This window comes from Occallatibacter riparius, assembly GCF_025264625.1.
Lineage (GTDB): Bacteria > Acidobacteriota > Terriglobia > Terriglobales > Acidobacteriaceae > Telmatobacter > Telmatobacter riparius.
This window is the reverse complement of sequence record NZ_CP093313.1, coordinates 5,330,479-5,348,009: the sequence shown is the minus strand read 5'-3', so window position 1 is coordinate 5,348,009 and position 17,531 is coordinate 5,330,479. Positions and strand designations below refer to the sequence as shown.

14 protein-coding genes are annotated in these 17,531 nt (G+C 57.5%); 8 read left to right on the top strand and 6 right to left on the bottom strand.

Going from position 1 to position 17,531, the window contains the following annotated elements; genetic code table 11:
- Positions 1-242: 242 nt before the first annotated feature.
- Together MOP44_RS21860 and MOP44_RS21855 are read left to right on the top strand one after the other, a co-directional pair.
- Complete coding sequence (locus tag MOP44_RS21860) at positions 243-1,160, top strand: sigma-70 family RNA polymerase sigma factor (protein WP_260792526.1); 918 nt, start codon at positions 243-245, stop codon at positions 1,158-1,160.
- 147 nt (positions 1,161-1,307) lie between these two features.
- Positions 1,308-1,736, top strand: a complete 429-nt coding sequence (locus MOP44_RS21855; protein WP_260792525.1) for an OsmC family protein — start codon at positions 1,308-1,310, stop codon at positions 1,734-1,736.
- A 179-nt stretch (positions 1,737-1,915) separates the two neighbouring features.
- On the opposite strand, the gene MOP44_RS21850 is transcribed toward MOP44_RS21855, so the two are convergent.
- On the bottom strand, positions 1,916-2,236 hold the full coding sequence (locus MOP44_RS21850) for a hypothetical protein (RefSeq protein ID WP_260792524.1): 321 nt from the start codon (positions 2,234-2,236) through the stop codon (positions 1,916-1,918).
- 731 nt (positions 2,237-2,967) lie between these two features.
- Here MOP44_RS21850 and MOP44_RS21845 point away from each other — a divergent pair.
- The 3 genes from MOP44_RS21845 to MOP44_RS21835 are packed head-to-tail and all read left to right on the top strand — an operon-like array spanning position 2,968 to position 6,550.
- Positions 2,968-3,300: a PadR family transcriptional regulator gene (locus MOP44_RS21845; RefSeq protein WP_260792523.1), complete on the top strand. Its 333-nt coding sequence runs from the start codon at positions 2,968-2,970 to the stop codon at positions 3,298-3,300.
- 10 nt (positions 3,301-3,310) lie between these two features.
- The gene (locus MOP44_RS21840) at positions 3,311-6,025 is read left to right on the top strand and encodes an ABC transporter permease (RefSeq protein WP_260792522.1); all 2,715 of its coding nucleotides are present in this window, start codon (positions 3,311-3,313) and stop codon (positions 6,023-6,025) included.
- A gap of 57 nt (positions 6,026-6,082) precedes the next feature.
- The gene (locus MOP44_RS21835) at positions 6,083-6,550 is read left to right on the top strand and encodes a hypothetical protein (RefSeq protein WP_260792521.1); all 468 of its coding nucleotides are present in this window, start codon (positions 6,083-6,085) and stop codon (positions 6,548-6,550) included.
- 24 nt (positions 6,551-6,574) lie between these two features.
- On the opposite strand, the gene MOP44_RS21830 is transcribed toward MOP44_RS21835, so the two are convergent.
- From MOP44_RS21830 to MOP44_RS21815, 4 genes are all read right to left on the bottom strand, one after another.
- Positions 6,575-7,612: an SPL family radical SAM protein gene (locus MOP44_RS21830; protein WP_260792520.1), complete on the bottom strand. Its 1,038-nt coding sequence runs from the start codon at positions 7,610-7,612 to the stop codon at positions 6,575-6,577.
- 203 nt (positions 7,613-7,815) lie between these two features.
- Positions 7,816-9,039 (bottom strand): ornithine--oxo-acid transaminase, encoded by a 1,224-nt coding sequence (gene rocD / locus MOP44_RS21825; protein WP_313901024.1) that lies wholly within the window; start codon positions 9,037-9,039, stop codon positions 7,816-7,818.
- A gap of 90 nt (positions 9,040-9,129) precedes the next feature.
- Positions 9,130-9,582 (bottom strand): hypothetical protein, encoded by a 453-nt coding sequence (locus tag MOP44_RS21820; RefSeq protein WP_260792519.1) that lies wholly within the window; start codon positions 9,580-9,582, stop codon positions 9,130-9,132.
- A gap of 346 nt (positions 9,583-9,928) precedes the next feature.
- Complete coding sequence (locus MOP44_RS21815) at positions 9,929-10,294, bottom strand: hypothetical protein (RefSeq protein WP_260792518.1); 366 nt, start codon at positions 10,292-10,294, stop codon at positions 9,929-9,931.
- A gap of 847 nt (positions 10,295-11,141) precedes the next feature.
- Here MOP44_RS21815 and MOP44_RS21810 point away from each other — a divergent pair.
- From MOP44_RS21810 to MOP44_RS21800, 3 genes are all read left to right on the top strand, one after another.
- Positions 11,142-11,807 carry a hypothetical protein gene (locus MOP44_RS21810; RefSeq protein ID WP_260792517.1) on the top strand — a complete coding sequence of 222 codons (666 nt, stop codon included), beginning with the start codon at positions 11,142-11,144 and terminating at the stop codon, positions 11,805-11,807.
- A 309-nt stretch (positions 11,808-12,116) separates the two neighbouring features.
- Positions 12,117-12,692 carry a hypothetical protein gene (locus MOP44_RS21805; RefSeq protein WP_260792516.1) on the top strand — a complete coding sequence of 192 codons (576 nt, stop codon included), beginning with the start codon at positions 12,117-12,119 and terminating at the stop codon, positions 12,690-12,692.
- Between the two features lie 263 nt (positions 12,693-12,955).
- Positions 12,956-13,222 (top strand): hypothetical protein, encoded by a 267-nt coding sequence (locus MOP44_RS21800; protein WP_260792515.1) that lies wholly within the window; start codon positions 12,956-12,958, stop codon positions 13,220-13,222.
- Positions 13,223-13,703: 481 nt separating this feature from the next.
- Here the strand turns inward: MOP44_RS21800 and MOP44_RS21795 are convergent, their stop codons facing one another.
- Positions 13,704-17,156 (bottom strand): TonB-dependent receptor, encoded by a 3,453-nt coding sequence (locus MOP44_RS21795; protein WP_260792514.1) that lies wholly within the window; start codon positions 17,154-17,156, stop codon positions 13,704-13,706.
- Positions 17,157-17,531 lie beyond the last annotated feature (375 nt).

The window sequence follows — 17,531 nt, the reverse complement described above, 5'->3', positions numbered from 1 at the left end:
GGCAAATCGGCCCGGAGCCGAAATGGCCCTCGCCCTCGCCTTGCTACGAGCCATGGTTCAGTGTGAGTCGCTGTCGGCACGGCAGGAGTTCGCAGACTGGTTGCGCACCATTTGTCCACTAGGCCTTCGAATGATTGAGGCCGCTCTCGGAGAAGGACGCGAATGCGGTCAACCGTCGTGATCTAAAGCACTCTTGCGGCATCTCTACCTCTCTATACTGGTATGTAGAGAACCTCACGGGCATGCGAACCGAGTTGATCCAGGCATCGGAACTGTTGCGCAGAAACACTCCTGAAGCGATCGAGGAAGCGATCGGCCTCCTGCAAAACACCGTCTTCTCCTTCAGCATGAAGATGTGCGGGCATCGCCAGGATGCCGAAGACACCGCGCAGGAAGTCCTCTTTCGCTCACTCAAACACCTCAGCAAGTTGGAGGATGCCCACGCCCTCGCTGCCTGGCTCTACACCGTTACAAAGAACCGCTGCCATCGCATGAGACGAGGCCCCCTCCAGCGCAACGAAACCAAGCTCTCACTCGACGAGCTCATTCCCGACGATGACGAACTTAGGCGCCTGCTGCTTGCCGCAGAAAGTGGCCCTGAACACGACGCCATCCGTGCCGAACAACGCCAGCTACTGCATCAGGCCGTTTTGCGTCTCCCCGTCCCGCTGCGCATGGTTCTGGTCCTTCACGACATGGAAGAACTGGAGTCTGAACAGATCGCCCAGATACTCGACGTTCAGGTTGGCACCGTGCGCGTTCGCCTTCATCGGGCCCGTCTGGCGGTACGCAAGCACATGGCGGATCTCCTCGCGGGAATGCCGGAAAAGAACATAGTAGTCAAACCGGCAGTCACTGATCGCCCCGCTGAATGCCGGGAGCTCTTCGCGAACTTATCGGAATACCTGGATGCACGGGTTGAACCGCGAACCTGCGAGCAGATGAGAGCCCATATCGAGGGGTGCCCAGCCTGCATCGCATTTATCAATGATCTGCGTGCCGCCATCGACCGCTGCCGCTCCATGGAAGTCGCCTGCGATGCGGACGTTGCTGCGCGCATGCGCTCGCTGATGACAAAGGAGTATTTGCGGCTCCTTTCCATCCCCGCTGTGGTGGCGTCGTCACGCCCTGCTGTAAGAGCAAGGAAAGCAGGAATATAGCGCCCGGCTCCAGAGAACTCGCCATCCGAGGAATCCGTTTCCGCCAAAAACCATCCCATAGTATGTAACGTTCGTGTCGAGCGGAGCCTTTCATCAGGTAGCAAGCCGCAGGGAACATGAGTCCCATCATTCTTTCGGAGAAATCATATGGAAGTTCAAGTCCACCAAGTCGAAGGCGTCAAGTTCTCAGTCAACGCACGGACGCAAACCATCATTTGCGATCAACCCCAGGAAAACGGCGGCACTGACGCCGGCATGACTCCGCCGGAATTGCTCCTGGCCTCGCTCGGCACGTGCGCAGCCTATTACGCGGCTGAATATTTGCGCACGCGAGGGCTCGCCACCTCGGGCGTTTCTGTCTCCGTCACATCTGAAAAGCTGAAAGGACCGGCGCGACTTGGCAACTTCCGAATCCGCGTCAACAGCCCGGTCCCCCTCACGACTGAGCAAAGCGAAGCCTTGATGCGTTCGGTCGAGCATTGCCTCGTTAAGAACACTCTCCTCAGCCCGCCTGAAATCAAGGTGGAACTCAACGTCGAGCAAGGAGCTGAAACAATGGCAGGCACGTGCGTCTGACTACGTTGATCTCGAGGAAGATCGGCATGGTGCAACACTACCGAGCAGCGAGGGAATGCTAGGCGATATCACGTTCTCGGGGAACTTCGGATCTTCTAGCCATTGACTCGAGGCAGCGCGTGATCGTCGAGGGTTGGCCCCTTATGTGTCCAGCCTCCCTCGACGTCGATGGAAGAAAGTCAAATGCTCACACCCGCGGTCTGCAAACGAGCTTTGAGCTTTTCCAACCCCTTATGGAGTTCCTCGCCCTGCTCAACTGTCGGTGAGAGTCGCTCCAAAAAATGGACTATCGTGTTGTACGCGTGATGTGCTTCTCCGATTCGGCGAGATCGGCTTTCCAATACGTCGGTCGTTTCCGCCAGGTCAAGGAGGGTCAGTGCCATACCGCAGTCGGTGATCAGAAGGTCCACACCAATCTCATTGGACTCAGCAATATTTTGCATGACCGACTTATCGTTCACGCCGGAATCTGCGTTCGGGTGCTGCGGGTCGTGTTTCACGGTCCCTCTTTTTCGTAATCGCCTGATGGAAGGGTGGAGCAGTCTGAGGAATCACCGCAATTGTGGACGGAGTGATCGAGTTCGAGGCACTCGCGCCACGTCTTCAGACGCGAGAACTCTGCAGAATAGTCCAGTTGAAAGGATTTGAAATCAGTGGAGGTGCCGATCGCACTCCGCCGTCGGGCTTCATTTGAGCCCTGTATAGAGAACTGAGACAGGATGTTTACGGAGGCAAATATCATCCGTTCCGGTTCCCGGCGTTCGTCACAGTCCATACAAGTTGGATTCCCGCGGAAAAGTCTTGGTTTCTCTCGGATACTTTGGTGCGGATCAGAGCAGAGAAGTGACAGCTATCACAGATCCAGCTCCGTGAATCCGCTAACCTATTCCTCGGGTAGAGGTCTGTTCAGGGCGCGTTCTCCGTAGGAACAATGGAAGGGTTATTAGAAATTGGCACCCCTCCCCTCTTTTGGCTTCTCTACACATTCGCTTTCTAGAGCGCAATACCCGACAAAGTGGTCGAAATAGACGAATTATTGTTGGTTACGAAATTTGGATTTATGTTGGGCGATCAAAAGGCGCACGATACCGAAATGTTATAAGTTAGGAAACATCCTTCCAATTACGCCCTCCTCGAACCATCCTGCCGATCTGGCCTTTCGCATTGCCCTCCTATTGACATTCTGTAGGAGTAGGTCCATGCTTCTATAGACGATCGATAGGAAGCCTCGATGGAACAGAATCAGACGAATCTTCTTCAGGGAACACTCGACCTGCTCATCCTCAAAGCAGTTGGCGACGGCGAGTTTCACGGCCTCGGGATTTCGCGTCGCATCGAGCAGATCACGCAAGGCACATTTCAGGTCAAGCCCGGCTCGCTCTTTCCCGCTCTCCACCGCATGGAAGAGGCGGGCTGGCTGACGTCCTTCTGGGGCGAATCCGAGAACAATCGCCGCGCCAAGTTCTACCGCCGGACCAAGGCGGGCGAGCGCCAGCTAGGCGTCGAGACTAAAGAATGGGAAGTGATCGCTAGCGCCATCGCAAATGCACTCAAGGCAACTTAGGAGGCCGTGCATGGGAATCTGGCTGCGGATCAAAACTGTTGTTTCGAACCTTCTGCGCAAGCAATCCCTCGAGACCGACCTTGACGCCGAGATTCGTGATTACGCTGAAGCTGTCGCCGACGAGAAGATCCGGTCCGGCATGTCTCCCTCAGAAGCCCGCCGCGCCGCCCTGGCTGAAATGGGAGGAATGGAGCAGGTCAAGCAGGCGGTCAGGGAAACTCGCTCCGGCACAACAATAGAGTCCCTCTGGCAGGATGTGCACTACGGCCTTCGCGTCCTTCGACGCAATCCCTCGTTCACGCTGACCGCGATCATCACCCTCGGGCTCGGCATTGGAGCCACAACGTCCATCTTCTCCGCTGTGTATTCACTGCTGCTGCGTCCTCTTCCATATTCCAGCTCAGATCAACTCGTTTCGGTCACGGCGCAAACTCCCAAGTTCAAATTAGACGTACTCATTTCGCCGGACTTCGTTTCCGCGCAGCACGCGGTGAAGTCCTTCTCTCAACTCGCAGGATACTGGTGGGCAAATCGCAATCTGACTGGCTCCGGCGACCCGGTTCGAATTGTCTGGGCCGGAGTCACCGCAAATTTCCTGCCCATGCTGGGAGTGACTCCCCAACTGGGTCGCAACTTCGCCGAGAACGAGGATCGGCCCGGCGGCCCTCCATTAGTCCTCTTAAGCAATCGCATTTGGTTAAGTCAGTTCCAGGCTGATCCCCACATCGTCGGCAAGTCAGTCAGCATCGACGGAAAAGCCGAGACAGTCATCGGGGTGCTGCCGGCGAATTTCACTTTCCCGAACTATGGCCTGGAGCCAGACGTCTACGCCCCAGCGGACCTCAGCCCAGACACGAGCGTCTCCCCTGAAAAGCCGGTGATGGGCATCTTCACCATCGCAAGACTCCGGCCCGGTGTTACCGCAGAGCATGCGCAGGCAGAGATGCAGACGTTCTTTGAAGATCGCGGCCGCGGTTATCCTCCGGGTTTCGATTTCCTGTCGAGTGGACGACAGGCGGCAGTCGGATCGTTGCAGAGGCATCTCACAGGCGACGACCGGCGGCCTCTCTGGATACTGCTTGCGGCCGTGGCTGGCGTCTTGCTGATCGCGTGTTCAAATGTGGCCAACCTGCAACTGGCGCGCGCTGTCTCATCACGCCACGAGACTGCCGTACGCGGGGCGCTGGGCGCTTCACGCTTTCGGCTTCTCCGCAAATCCCTGGTCGAGAGCTTCGTCTTGTCGCTATTTGCTGCTGTGCTTGGACTCGGCATCGCTTTGTTGATTACGGTTCTCATTCATCGTGTGGGACAGACCACCGCAGACGCGACGATCTCCTATGGAGGAGAATCGCTCCAGTTGCCGTTCGGAAAGTTAAGCACGGTCATTCACATAAACGGGTGGGTGCTGGCCTTCACTGCAGGCCTGGCTCTGCTTGCCACTCTGCTGTCCGGCGTGGTGCCCGCCGTGAACGGTGCGCGGACGGATCTGCGGAACGTGTTGCAGACTGCCGCCCTGCGCGTCACATCGAGCCGAGAGCAGCGATTCTTCCGTCAGTCTCTGCTCGTCTTGCAGATCTCACTTGCGGTGATGCTTCTGGCCGCGGCGGGACTGCTGGTCCACAGTTTCGTAAACGTGCTCCAATACGGCTCTGGTTTCGACCCGAACAATGTCGTTACGGGGAAGACTCTTCTCACTGGCAGTCGATATCAATCGGCCGATGCTCGCCGCAGGTTCGTAAAAGAGCTGATGCCTCGCCTCCAGGCTCTTCCGCAGGTGAATGCGGCGGCATTAGCCAGTTCGCTTCCGTTGGCCCATGTCGACGGCGGTCCGGTTTCGTTTGACGATAATCCCAATCCTCCCGTCGCACAGCGCAAGGTCGTCACCATCATCGCGGTGACTCCGGACTATTTTCGTGCCATCGGGACGCCTTTGTTGAAAGGAAGAGCCTTCGGCAATCAGGACACCGCGAGTTCGCCGCCCGTCGCGATTGTGAACATCGCATTTGAAAAGGAATTCTTCTCAGCAGACGCCTTAGGCAAGCATTTCAACATCGGCCAATCGTCCAATGGCCAGTTTCAATTTCTGCCGGCAACAGTTGTGGGCATAGCCGAGAACGTCCGGCACAACGGGCTTCTAGAAAAGGTGCAGCCGGAATTCTATGTCCCAATGGGCCAGAGGCCTCCCGAGGAGGTCGACTTGGTCCTGCGCACCAGCGCCGGCCAGGCCTCGCTCTCCAATGCGATGCACGCAGCGGTCACAGCTGTCGATCACCAGCAACCCCTCTTTGACGTGCAAACGATGGAGGAACGCCTCTCCAATCTTGTAGCGCCGCGAAAGCTGATGATGTCTCTCATCGCCAGCTTTGCCGTGCTCGCAGTCATCCTCGCTGCGGTCGGCGTGTTTGGAGTCTTCACGTACACAGTGAGTCAGCGCACGCAGGAAATGGGAATTCGACTGGCTCTTGGTGCCACACGAAATAGTTTGCTGCGGTTGATCGTTCTACAGGCGGCCCGGCTGATTTCCTTCGGAGGAGCCATCGGTATAGGTGCCGGATGGTTCTTAAGCAGGTTGCTTGCAAGCACACTCGTGGGCATTACACCGCATGACACGCTGTCGTTTTCGCTGGCGTGGGTGTTCATGACACTCATTGCGCTCGTCGCCAGCGTCGTACCTGCCGTCAGTGCTGCGCGAACCGATTTGTTGTCCGTGCTTCGCCAGGAATAGAAGCATCTGAACGGCTCTTTGCCCGAAGCGAATGCAAAACAAAGGAGGGTTTGAATCATGACGCTCATCCAGAAGAGATTCACGAGAGCAGCGGCACGGACGTTTGTGCTGGCAACATGCATCACCTTCGGCGCGGGAGCGGTGCTTGCGCACGCACAGAAAATGCAAACAACCTCCGAGCCTTCGAGCACGGCAGACAGGTTCACGGGCACTTGGCACTGGATGTTTGATGGAACCAGCTTCTCCACCATGATTCTTGCGCGGACCGGAGCGGGTTTTCGAGGAACCGTGACCCCATCGCGCATCGCGTTGAACGACGACGGTGGATTGCGCCAGGCCGATCCGGCCGAAGACAGCACCCCTGTGCCGGTCGCCAGGGCAACGCTGGAAGGTTCTGCATTGCAGATCAAGCTGAACGATGGATTCGCTTTCACCGTGACGTTGAAGGACGAGACTCATGCTGAGATTCTTCCCGTGGGAGCGCCTGCCAATATGAAACCTATCCAGGCTGAAAAAGCTAAGTAGCTCAGGGTGGCGACGTCAGCCTGCTCACGCGGTGAAGGGCAGCGAAGTCTGGATCTGGACCAACTCTGGAGGCTGCATTTCGCTGGCCGGCGGTTTTGGTTCCTGGCGTCGACCGAGCTTGTACTGGCGGCAGATCGCGTTCACCAGGTCCGCAATACGCTTGCTGTACTCCGCGGAAACGAAGGCGTTGGCGCCATAGCGTTGGCGATAGGCATCGAGCTGTCCCGGGAAATGCTCCTCCACGAATTTGAAAAACGTGGGCAGCGAGCAGGCCTGGAGAAAGAGCGGATTCGCGGCAAAGAAGCTGGCTCCGGCCTCAGAGGCCGCCTTCGCCACTGCCTCCAGCGATCGGCGCGAATCTGTAATCCCCGGCATGACCGGGCAACACAACACGCCTGCACGAATGCCCGCTTCGCGCATGCGGCGAAGGGTCCAGATGCGGAGATCGGGTCGCGGCGCCCGCGGCTCGAGTGCCCTCGCGAGCGCTGTATCCATCGTGGTTACGGTGATGTGGACGGTGAGGTCGTGGTGCCGGGAGATGGTCCGGAGCAGCTCGATATCGCGCAGGATCAGGGTGGATTTGGTGACGATTCCGAGGCCGAAACCGCTGGTTTTGGCGAACGCTTCGAGGATGGAGCGGGTGATGCGCTGGCGGCGTTCGATGGGCTGCCATGGATCCGTGGCTGTGCCCAAGGCTATTGGAGTGTTGGACTTGAGATGCGCCAACTCCTGCTGGACCAGCCAGCCGGCGTTCTCTTTGAAGAAGATCTTGCGCTCGAAGTCTTCGGGGGTGAGCTCCATGAATTCGTGGGCGTAGCGGGCGTAGCAGTAGCGGCAGGCGAACTCGCATCCGCGATAGGGATTGATCGCGTGTGTAAAGGGTAAGCCTCGGTTGCTCTGCACTTTAGAGATGATGGAACGGGATTGAACGGGGCGGTATTCGGTCAGGTGACCGGCCGAATCGAGGGGCGCGGAGGCTGCCGCGCGGGCGAGGAGGTTGAGGCGGCGGACGGGTTCCGCAGGGAATTCGGCGGTGGGGAAGAGGGACTCTGTCTTCGCCATATATTCGCCTTATATTCCCGTTTTGGTCGCCACGTCAAGTGATTTATCTCACTGTTGAAGAGAAGGGGGTGGGTGAATACCGCACCCCTGCTTTTCTCAGATTGGGAGTTGGCCTGTTCTCAAGACTTGAGTAGATTCGCCCGAATCGCGGGGATATTGGCCAACTGCTGACGAAAAGAGACTGTGAAAAAGGGCCCGTGCCGCTACTGGCTTGTCGCGGTCACCTTTGCGATCCTCTCAAATGCCCAATCGAGTTCTTCCCGTTTGACGACCAAGGGGGGGCCTATGCGGATGACGTGATCGTGAGTCTCTTTGCACAAGATCCCTTCGTGCATCAGGGCTTCGCAATAGGGGCGGGCCTTCCCGTGGAGCTCGATACCAATCCAGAGACCCTTTCCACGAATCTCCTTGATGGCAGGACTGCGGAGCGATTGAAGCCGCGAGAGGAAGTAAGCTCCCAAGTCCGCGGACTGCTCGACCATCTTCTCTTCGATCAGGACACGCAGAGCGGTTCTGGCAATGGCGCATCCGAGCGGGTTCCCTCCAAATGTGCTGCCGTGGTCGCCGGGGGTGATGACCCCCAGAATCTCGCGCGAAGCGAGGACGGCCGAGACTGGATAGAATCCGCCTGCCAGGGCTTTTCCCACGATCAATACGTCCGGGGTAATTTCTTCGTGCATGTAAGCGAAGAGCTTGCCGGTGCGCCCCAGACCGGACTGAATTTCATCCGTCATGAGAAGCACGCGGTTCTGGCGGCAGATCTCAGCAGCTTCGCGAAGGAACCCGGCCGGGGGTATCAGGATTCCAGCCTCGCCCTGGATCGGCTCCACGAGGAACGCGCAGGTATTCGGGGTAATGGCGCTGCGCAGAGCCTCAGCGTCGCCGTAGGGGATCACCTTGAATCCCGGCGCGAAGGGACCGAAGCCATCGCGATAATGTTCATCGGTTGAGAAGCCGACGATAGTGACGGTGCGCCCATGGAAGTTGTTGGCGCAGACAATGACCTCGGCCTGGTCCTGTGGGATGCCCTTCACCTTGTAGCCCCATTTGCGCGCGACCTTGATGGCGCTTTCGACAGCCTCGGTGCCGGAATTCATCGGCAGCACCATGTCGAATCCCGTCAGATCGTGAAGATCTTTACAAAGCAGGGGTAGCTGGTCGTTTCGAAATGCGCGCGAGGTCAGGGTAACTTTCCTGGCCTGTTCTTCGAGAGTGCGAAGAATCTTTGGGTGACAGTGACCTTGATTCACTGCGGAGTAAGCGGCCAGGCAATCCAGATAACGTTTGCCGTCGACGTCGTAGACCCAAACGCCCTCAGCACGTTCAATCACTACGTCGAGAGGACGATAATTGTGCGCTCCGTATTGGCTTTCAAGGTCGACAAAATCCTGAGTTTGCATCTGCGTCTCTGCTAAGTGCGTTTGCATGGTCTGCCTTAATGTGCCTTAACGATACTGGTGTTTCGGTTCTCAACTTGAGCCCCTCTGAGAATGGAGCGGAGGATTGGCCCGCGGTCTCTATTCTTCGGCGGGCAGGACTTCTTCAATCGCTGCCCAGGGTCCGCCCTGACTCACCAGGTATTTCAGGTAGAGCACTGCGCCTGTACGATCAGCCGATTCGAGCAAGCTTTGAGCAGCCTTCTGAACTTGTTCAGTTGGGAGCGTGGCGAGGTCAAACGACTCTTCGATCATGCCGTCGGCATGGGGGATATTGAGCAGTTCAAGAAAGCTGATGATTACGGCACGATGCTCGCGGAGGAGATAGATCTTCAGAAGATCATCCAGAATGAGGTCGGGAAGCGTCGGGGTTGTGGCCGTCCAGTTCGCCAGCCTCTCAATCGGACTTTTGCGAACAGTGACTTCACGCAGCTTTTTCGCCTTCGCTAGAGATGCAGAGAGAAACTGCTTCTCGGCGCTCTTTGACTCGGCCCAAAAGACTTTGGAGGCAGCGATTCGAAGCTCTTCAGGCATCTGTCGCCAAATACGATTCGCAGAAACTGACATCAACGGTCCTCTCATACGTGAATCTGAAGGATTCAGCTTTGATGATACCGTTCGCAGGGAGGACCTCTAAGGACAGGCAGCGGCAAGGGATGTAGAACCGGCCTGCAAGAGCAGCGGGGAAGGAGATCTTCTGCTCTTCGGGGTGTTTACTGATGAGTATATTTACGGATTAGTTGGTGCGACGACTTGTTTGGAGGCTATGGAATTCGGAATATTGATATGTTATTTATATTGTGTCAATTTCGCGATTTTTGGCGAAGATCTGGAGAAGTAAAAAGACGGGGAGGGGTAGCTAATTTTCTAGTAACCCCCATTACCTTACGGTAACTCCCGTTTGTCTTCCTTGGCTGCCAGGGCCTGAACGTCCGGCTTCGCGGGCGGGTTTCGGCAGGGCGTTCATGGCGATCTGGGCCGCGTAAAGGAGTTTGGCACCCTCGGGTTTGGTGACGATTTCGAGCGACATAGCGCGGGCGATGCAAGCGATGTATGCGCGGATTGAGGTATCGGCGGTGAGGTTCGGCAGAGCGCGCATGAAGGCTTCTTTGGCTTTGTCGCGGGCTTTCCAGCTTTCGAGGCCGCGGGCCTTTTCGGCGGCCAGGGTGTCTTCGTAAGCAGCGTTGCAGAGTTTGACGATGGAATCGAGGACTGTGGTGTGTGAGGCTGCGTCGGTGGTGGTCATGTGGGTGTTTTCCTTTCCAAGGCAAAAGAAAATGCCCGCCGGGTTTCGGCGGGCATTCGTTTTTCTTCTCTATATCAAGTATGGCAGATTCGATCAGTAATCGGCAATTAGTTTTCCACATTTTGTAGTGATTGGAATGAGCGGTTTAGGCTTGTTTTCCACAGGTGGGGGGCTTGACAGAGTTTTGGGAGGTGTCTGGCGGGTGGGAGTTGCAGGCGATCCTACTGCTTCCGGATGGGCGACCATTCGCTCGCGAGGAATCATTTACCCTACCCGGTCGGGGATTGAGCGTCATGAAGAGGCTCTTTGTTCTCGCTACTCTCTTTTCAGTGATTGGGTTCGCATTCGCATCTGAACCCGCGCGCCGTAGATTGAATCGTGGTCAGACCGAGCGCCTTGCACTTGCCGCGCTGACACCTGAACAGCGGAAGCTCCCCGGCGTGGGAGCAGACTCATTCGACGACCCTGAAGCTCCACGATTCATGTTCTTCACAATCGTCTGGGACTCAGGACCAAAGGATAGCGTCGTCGTCGCAAATTTCGCTGTTGACGCCTACACGGGAGATGTATGGAGCGCGACCAGTTCGTGCGACGAAATTAGCAACCGCGAGCTTCGCGCACTTCAGAGGACATTCCGTCATGCACTGAGACTCTCATCTTCTGAATACAAGCGACTAAAGACTAAAGGTCCACTGTGCTAATAGCCCTGAGGAGTTGCTGGTCATATTGCGGAGGCGAACCAACGCGATAGTGACGAATAGGCGACGACCCGGGAGCTATGGTTTCCTGAAATTACAATTAACAGCCACAGGGAGCGGATAGCGTGGAGATAATCGGACGATTGCTAATGATGGCCACCCTGATGTCAGTGGCCTGTATCGCCGGAGCGTTTTGCGTCGTCGTCGTTATCCTGCTCTTGCGCCTCAAGAGGAGGCAAAGCCGGAGTGCCTGCCTGATAGCTGCACTGTTCCCGCCTGCAACGATGGCGTATTGGTTGGGTTGTCTTATCGTTTCCGCCATGCTTTCCAGGCTAATCGGGACGCCAGATTTGCTGTTCGGTGACATCAACGAGGCGCTGCCGAATGGGTACAGGCTCACCGCATTAGACAAAATGCCTGAGGCAGGAAGGATCGCAAAGGATGGAGATTCGATCCACGGTGTCGCGTGGGTAGGAAGCGTCCAAGTGGAAGGCCCGTACGTCTTGGGCCACTATGACTACACGTATTTTCCTAGAAAGATTGAGGAGGCTGAGAGAAACTACTTCCTATTTGATACGCGCGGCGGTCAGACGACCGACTTCGCAAACGAAGATCAACTAGCGAGTGCGGTGAAAAGAGCAGTTAATCTCACTCCGACGGAGTCTTTCCACGGCCCCAGAAGTTCCGGTCAGCGAATCTCAATGGTGGCATTTCTGATTGCCGGTGCTGCGCCCCTAGCAGTCGGGTTTTGGCTTCTGTTCCGCTTCATGGCGTGGATGAAATCCCCACAGAAGCCATTAGCTGTTGATGGCTAGAAACCTCGCATTGCCGATCTTGGGCGAGTGACCGTCTACTCGGAAGTAAACCGCAGGGCGACGTTTCGCAAAAGAGCACAGATTGACCCGGCGCGAAGAGTGGCGATCCGTGTTCCTTCAGGCATCCGGAGATGTCCTCGCTCCAACGTATACTGACGTTTCGCTCATCACCAAGGAGGATTCATGCGCTCCGGCACACCCCACCTGTGCGCTCTCGTCTTATTTTGCTTACCCGCTGTCTCTCAGACCATTGTTGGGAGAATATCGCCTATGCGTCAAATATATGTCGAGGACCAGCGAGATCGCGGGATGGCACTGACAGATAACGGCGAATCGATCAAGCAACCGTCCAACGCACCCAGTCCTAAACCGCTGGATGACCAGACCTTGATAAAGCGCGATGCTGGTCGCCGGGACCGAGTTCGGTCGCTCCTGGCCGCTGGCCCACTGTCCAGTGCATCGGATTACCACGACGCGGCATTCATCTTCCAACACAGCGACCAGCCGGACGACTATCTCCTCGCGCATTTACTGGCAATGCAAGCTGTCGTCATGGGGGATTCGGAGTCCAGATGGATAGCAGCGGCAACTCTTGACCGGTACCTGCAATCGATCGGTCGGAAGCAGGTGTTCGGTACTCAGTTTTTGGACAAAGGCTACTTGTACATGCTGCAGCATCGGAGCGATCCCGATCTTGCGCAGAAGCTCCAAAGCTTGAAAGACTCCGACGTTGTAGTTCAGCAGCCGTATGACGAACAGTTTTTGCCTGATGCCATGCGGCAGAGCTTCTGTGTTCCGCCACTAGCTTCCCAGAAAATGCAGGTTGAGCAGATGAACAGAGGCGAACGTGTCCACATTCCACCAGTACCCGGATGTCAAAAATGACTGCGGCGGCGCGGTGGTTCGATACGTTCGACGCCTGGTACCAAAATACTTTGCGATCGGAATACGCGGAACGCTACGGGTTGGCTCTATGAGTCGCTCGGGGCGAGGCAATGCCTACTCGGAAAATCTCTAAAAGCAACCGCAGATCCTTCCCCTTCGCGTTGCTCTGGGTCAGGATGACAGTGCATTGGGCGGAGATAGGAGTGAGCGGGAGGGGGCCGGTCTAGAGACCGGCGCTACGGTCAGGAGCATCCAATCGTGCAATGGCTATGAAAAAGAAACCGCCGGTGATGACGGAGTGCGAGGTCAAAGTGCGGGGTCGCTGGCTGCCCTGCACGCTGTTCGAGGCCCTTGTGGAGCGCAGCGAGCTGATGCGCTGCAAATACTGCCACGGTCCGGTGCAAGCATTGAAAGAATCCAGCACTGGCGCCCGAGCTCACATCGAACACCTGCAGAGCCACCCCGGTTGCAGATTTCCGGTCAGCAAATTTTGCGGAGTCGAATCCAAACACCCGCTCGCTTTGAAATGATCGCCCTCATGACGCCATCGTCTCCGCGATTCGAAGGGCTACTTCTCGGGGTAAATTCCACAAGCTCAGGGCAGGCTAACCGCAGATCCTTCCCCTTCGCGTTGCTCTGGGTCAGGATGACTGTACTAGGGGTGTGCGCGGTGCAGCGTTGATTTCGGCTATTCTCACGCATCGCTCGGGGGCTAAAGCCCAGGTCAATGGGAGCGGTGTGCGGGCTGCCTGAAGGCAGCCCCTGATACGAGGCCGGTTCTTCTCAACAGGGACAAGTTGATTGCACTCCCGCAGAATACGAGACCGGGCAATTCAGTTTAGCCGCGACGCGGAACCATGCGTGAGATCGAGGTGTCAACAGATGTGTGCGCGAATGCACGATGTAACAGCAGATTCCCTGCGGGAATGACAGAAAGAAAAGCAAGGGGGGAGCACTGGGAGGGAGTAGAAACACCCGGGTGTGGTTGCACCCGGGTGTTTGTGTGTGAACTTAGAAGTTGAACTTGCCGCCGAACTGGAGGACGCGGGGGTCCCAGGTGCTGGTGGCTTTGCCGAAGGTGCTGTTGCCGAAGTTCGAGCCGATGCCGTTGAACTCGGTGTGGTTGAAGGTGTTGAAGGATTCGGCGCGGAGCTCGATGTTGGCGAACTCGCGAAGCTTGAAGGTCTTGTAGAGCGAGGTGTCGAAGTTGAAGCGGCCGGGGCCGAGGGCGATGTCCTTACGGGCATTGCCGAAGCCGTTGTTGGGGCCGCCGGCCCATGCAGGTGTGGGAGCGGAGAAGACTGAGGTGTCAAACCACTCGCCGGGTTTCTTGAGCGAGCGCGGTTTTGCGCTTACGTTGGGACGGTTGGTGTAATCGCCGCCAAGGCCGACGGGGTCGTAAGGGAGCGAGAGGCCGGGGCCCTGGTTGGCGATGATATGTCCGGATTCGGCGGTGACTACGCCGGCGATCTGCCATCCGCCGAGGAGGGAAGCAGCGAGGCCGCGTCCGCTGGGGAAGATGGGCAGTGCGTAGACGTAGTTGGCGCTGAGGATGTGACGGCGATCGAGCGCGCCGGATCCCCTGTCGTATTTGAGGTCGAATGGGTTGCTGACCTGGTTGAGGTCGTAGCTGGTGATGTCGATCTCATGCGACCAGGTGTAGTCGATTTCGCCCGTGAGGCCGTGTTTGCCTTGCGCGCGGAGGCCGGTCTGGAAGCCGTTGTAGCTGCCGTTGGTGGAGTTCTCCTGCTGGTTGATGGTGCCGTATCCCTGGAACGTGCGATAGAGGTTGGGATTGGACAGGGTGGTGCCGCCGAGGTTTGTGCCGCTCTTGTTTTGCGGGTCGCCGGCGTCGGCGCGAATGGGGAGAGGCGTGTCGAGCGGGAAGTTGTTGATGCGGCGCTCGATGTTCTGATTCCATGCGCTGTTGCCGACGTACTGGATGACGAAGATGACCGAGGGGGCTACCTGCCGCTGGAAGCCGAGGCTGTATTGCGCGACGGCGGGGGCGGGGTAGTACTCGGAGAGGTTGAAGAGGCCGTTGGCCGGGAAGAACGGAACGGCAGCGGTGCCGCCTGTGACCCAGCTGGTGTGCGGATCGGATACGTAGACGTTCGAGGCTGTGGGGTTATACGCGAACGGCGGGGCGGTGGCGGCGTTGTAGATGTCGTTGCCCTGCATGCGCTCGTAGAAGGTGCCGGCGCCTCCGCGAAGGACTGTGCCGCCGTTGCCGAAGATGTCCCAGGAGAAGCCGACACGCGGCTGGATGGTCATGAAATCGTTTTTGACCAGGCCACGCGCCGTGCCGTTCTGTCCCGCGAGTTGCATGCCGTTGAGGTAGAAGGGTGTGTTGTTGACGACGGCGAAGCCGGGACCGGAGGGGTCCATGGATCCGTCGGGGCGCCAGGCGGGCCGGGCGCCCGGATCGTACGCGGCGGGATTGAAGTTGGCCACAGCGTTGCTGCGCTCCCAGGCGTGCGGCAGGGCGTCGTAACGAAGGCCGATCTGAAGGCTGAGATTCTTTGTCACGTGCCAGTTGTCATTGCCGTAACCCGAGGGAGTCTGGTTGACGTAGTGACGGGTGGGAAGGGACTGGAACTGGGCGTAGGTTGCCGAGAGGCCCATGAGGAAGTCCATCATGCCGTCGTTGGAGAGACCGCTGAAGGTGTAGGCGCCTTCCGGGTCGCCGAAGAGCTGCTGGTTCTTGGTGTAGCGGTTGTAGCTGAAGCCGAATTTGAAGGCATGTTTGCCGCGCGTCCAGGAGACGTCGACGCGGGGCATGTAGTCCTGAGCGGCGTTGTGCCAGGGAGCGGAGCCCATATCTTCCGCCGTGTAGTAGGGCGGCCCGAAGCCGGTGACGCCGGGAATGGACTTGGAGCCGTTGTTGAAGAAGCCGTTGACGCTCCATCCGCTGGGCAGTTGGGAGTTGCTGCTGTTGGTGATGTTGATGGTGTTGCCATCGTAGTTCATGCTGGCCTCAACGAGCAGGTTGGGGTTGATGGTTCCGCTGAGCTTGATGGCGACGGAGTTAGATGGGTTGGCGAGGGTGCTGGTGACCGTGTTGTAGTTGGCTCCAAGCCACCCTAGCATGGGTTGCGCGTTTCCCTGCATAACAGCGTTGTGCTCGTAGTGGCCCATGAGCTGCCACTTGGTGCTGACCTGATGATCGATGCGCACGATGTCATCGCGCACATTGATGGGAGTTTCAGCCTGCGAGATTACCTGGTCGCTGGAGTTGCTGGGATGCGGGACCACGCCGCTGTTGAAGTAGAGCACAGCATTCGGGTCAAAGAGGTTGGCCGGAATGGTGTTGTTGGGGAAGGATCCGCCCGGGGTGAGACCGTCTGCAGCGAGCTTTGCGTTGAAGGCGGGGTCGGCGACCTGGGGGACGACGAGCTTGGTACTCGAAGCGAAGGCAGGCGCGACGTAGTGGAGGTCGGTGCCGGCCGTGGGGAAGTCCGCCGCGGGGAGCGTGTTGACCAGCGTGGGGGTGCTGCCCTGGATGAGCCTACGCCACTCTTCGTTCCAGAAGAAGAAGGTGCGGCGCGGATGCTGGAAGGGAAGCAGGGGCCCGCCGATGTTGCCGCCGAAGATGTTGTAGTTCAGCTTCTGCCGCGGGGTGGGGGTATCACCGGGCGCGACATGTTTGTTGAACCAGTTATTGGCGTTGAAGACGGTGTTCCGGTTGAACTCCCATACCCCACCGTGAAACTTCTGGGTGCCGCTCTTGAAGGCGAGTGTGATGGTTGCGCCGGAAGAGATGCCGTAGTCAGGCGGGTAGTTACTGGTGAGTGTCTGGAATTCGGAGATGGCGTCCTGCGAAGGCATGACGGACATGCCGCCGCCGGCGCCGCGGTCATCGGCTTCCGCGCCGTCGATGAGCCAGATGTTGTGGCTCTGACGAAGGCCGTTGATGCTGATGGTGAAGTTGGACGCGATGGAGGTTGGGGTGTTGTTGTCAGGCAATGCTGAACTGACTCCCAGGCCCAGGGCTGCAAGAGCCGCGAAGTTGCGGTTCTCGGTGGCGATGTGCGTGATTTGCTCGGAGTTGACGAGGGTGCTGACGACGTTGGAGTCGGTCTGCACGGTGAGGGCGTCGGCCTGCACGGTGACGGTTTCAGCGGCCTCGCCAATTTTCATCTGGACGTCGTTGCGTTGGGTGCGCGAGACGTTCAGAACGATGCCATGCGCAGTGTAAGTCTGAAAGCCAGGCGCCGTGACCTGCAACGAGTAGGTGCCGATGTTGAGGGCGGGGAAGGTGAAGAGGCCCGCAGTGTCGGTAGTAAGGGTGCGGGTGAAATTAGTGTTGTCTTCGGTGAGGGTCACCTGGGCGCCGTTGATGACGTTGCCGGATGGATCGGTGACGATGCCGGTGATTTCAGAGTTTTGCTGTGCCCGCAATGTGGTGAATGCGGACAATAGGAGTGCGAGGAGCAGGAACAACCTGCACCGGGGAGATCGCATTGGTGTGCCTCCAAAAAGGTTGGGTCTTTCGTGTAGTTGGCTTTAAGGGCGCGTCCGAACTGTCTGAGCGCGCCTGAATTCATTCAATTGCAGTGAATGGAAATGAAACCATCTACAAAGGTTCTCTTCTTTTGTTTTCTATGACTCCAGGATCGGGGATCTGATCTAAAGCGATTTACCAGAAAGAGCCCAAATAGGCGGAGTCGATAAAAACTCCGCCGGGCACGTTGGATACGAAGGAGTGAGTTGAGGTTGCCTGCAGATCAATGGGCTTGACCGCATGGTGAGACTTGCCGTTTACTGATTCACGACTCACTCACCCAGATCAAACCTGTCGAGCACGAATCACGTGCCGGATATTCGACCTCGCTTGAA

Excerpts from the sequence above, each read along its gene's own strand:
- MOP44_RS21835 (WP_260792521.1), top strand. The coding sequence starts at position 6,083 with ATGACGCTCATCCAGAAGAGATTCACGAGAGCAGCGGCACGGACGTTT.
- MOP44_RS21815 (WP_260792518.1), bottom strand. The coding sequence starts at position 10,294 with ATGACCACCACCGACGCAGCCTCACACACCACAGTCCTCGATTCCATC.
- MOP44_RS21860 (WP_260792526.1), top strand. The coding sequence starts at position 243 with ATGCGAACCGAGTTGATCCAGGCATCGGAACTGTTGCGCAGAAACACT.
- MOP44_RS21805 (WP_260792516.1), top strand. The coding sequence starts at position 12,117 with ATGGCACTGACAGATAACGGCGAATCGATCAAGCAACCGTCCAACGCA.
- MOP44_RS21855 (WP_260792525.1), top strand. The coding sequence starts at position 1,308 with ATGGAAGTTCAAGTCCACCAAGTCGAAGGCGTCAAGTTCTCAGTCAAC.
- MOP44_RS21820 (WP_260792519.1), bottom strand. The coding sequence starts at position 9,582 with ATGCCTGAAGAGCTTCGAATCGCTGCCTCCAAAGTCTTTTGGGCCGAG.
- MOP44_RS21830 (WP_260792520.1), bottom strand. The coding sequence starts at position 7,612 with ATGGCGAAGACAGAGTCCCTCTTCCCCACCGCCGAATTCCCTGCGGAA.
- MOP44_RS21795 (WP_260792514.1), bottom strand. The coding sequence starts at position 17,156 with ATGCGATCTCCCCGGTGCAGGTTGTTCCTGCTCCTCGCACTCCTATTG.
- MOP44_RS21840 (WP_260792522.1), top strand. The coding sequence starts at position 3,311 with ATGGGAATCTGGCTGCGGATCAAAACTGTTGTTTCGAACCTTCTGCGC.
- MOP44_RS21800 (WP_260792515.1), top strand. The coding sequence starts at position 12,956 with ATGGCTATGAAAAAGAAACCGCCGGTGATGACGGAGTGCGAGGTCAAA.
- MOP44_RS21810 (WP_260792517.1), top strand. The coding sequence starts at position 11,142 with ATGATGGCCACCCTGATGTCAGTGGCCTGTATCGCCGGAGCGTTTTGC.
- MOP44_RS21845 (WP_260792523.1), top strand. The coding sequence starts at position 2,968 with ATGGAACAGAATCAGACGAATCTTCTTCAGGGAACACTCGACCTGCTC.
- rocD (WP_313901024.1), bottom strand. The coding sequence starts at position 9,039 with ATGCAAACGCACTTAGCAGAGACGCAGATGCAAACTCAGGATTTTGTC.